This window comes from Cupriavidus sp. SIMBA_020, from assembly GCF_046535395.1.
Classification (GTDB): domain Bacteria; phylum Pseudomonadota; class Gammaproteobacteria; order Burkholderiales; family Burkholderiaceae; genus Cupriavidus; species Cupriavidus campinensis.
On the sequence record NZ_JAWRWU010000036.1, the window covers coordinates 1 to 868 of the forward strand.

Below are 868 nucleotides of genomic sequence, written 5' to 3' on the forward strand. Positions count from 1 at the left end.
TCGGGCTGTCGCTGGATATTGGTGTGGGATTCGGCCTCGCTGGCATGCTGAAGGCGGCGCGGGTGGCGAGTATTACCGCCGGGCGGTTTCACCTGATGGAGTTCGAGGCGAAATCCCTGAAAGGTCCCGGTGGGCATACGATCATGAAGCACGTCGCGCAGACCGAGGCGCAGTTGCGGGCGAGGCTGGTCAGAGAGCCAGACCGTAGGAGCGCATCGACATTCTTCAATCTGCCCACTGCGGAAGCGGCAATCTCCGAAATGCTCAGTGCATATCACGCACGGATTCTGGGGTGGTCATCCACCAACAAGCAGATCCTGACACTGGAAAAGCGATTCGCACGTCCCGTCGGTAAGGTGCTAAGCCGTCAAACGGGAAAGGTGAATGAAGGGCGCAATGTCACGGTTGTTCTCAAGAATGAGGAATACAACGGGATGCCGTTCTTTATTCTTACGGCGTACGTCGATATTTGATAGGGAAGAAAGTGCACAAGAGATACCCAGAACTCGGCCAACTTATCGGTGGCTATTTCCATGAAGACTACGATTTGTTTGGGGATAACTTCGGGGAGGTTATGGATGCGTATATCGAGGGTTCCAGCCCCGATGACCGGGCACAGGTCCTTAAAGAGATCGAACGATTCCAGACGGACAACGCAGGCCAACTGGAGGCCGCGTACCGGAAGGAATTCATCGACCACATCGACCTGTCGCTCTGGGGCTTCACCTACACGTCCTTCCTCGAGGAAATCAAAGTGCGCGTGAGTGCAAGCCTATAAAAAAGGGCGCCTTGTGAACTGACCCCCTAAAGTTGGACGGGTAAGTTAGGCCGCGGCCAAGGGCTGGGTCCTGTATTGCACAGGACTCAG

Annotated in this window: 2 protein-coding genes; both read left to right on the forward strand. The window is 55.4% G+C overall.

Annotation, left to right across the window (positions count from 1 at the left end; all coding sequences use genetic code 11):
* The coding region (locus SB751_RS27990) for an RNase A-like domain-containing protein (RefSeq protein ID WP_410748786.1) at window positions 1–473 on the forward strand (473 nt) is incomplete at its 5' end.
* Between the two features lie 11 nt (window positions 474–484).
* Complete coding sequence (locus SB751_RS27995) at window positions 485–778, forward strand: contact-dependent growth inhibition system immunity protein (RefSeq protein ID WP_211944211.1); 294 nt, start codon at window positions 485–487, stop codon at window positions 776–778.
* Window positions 779–868 lie beyond the last annotated feature (90 nt).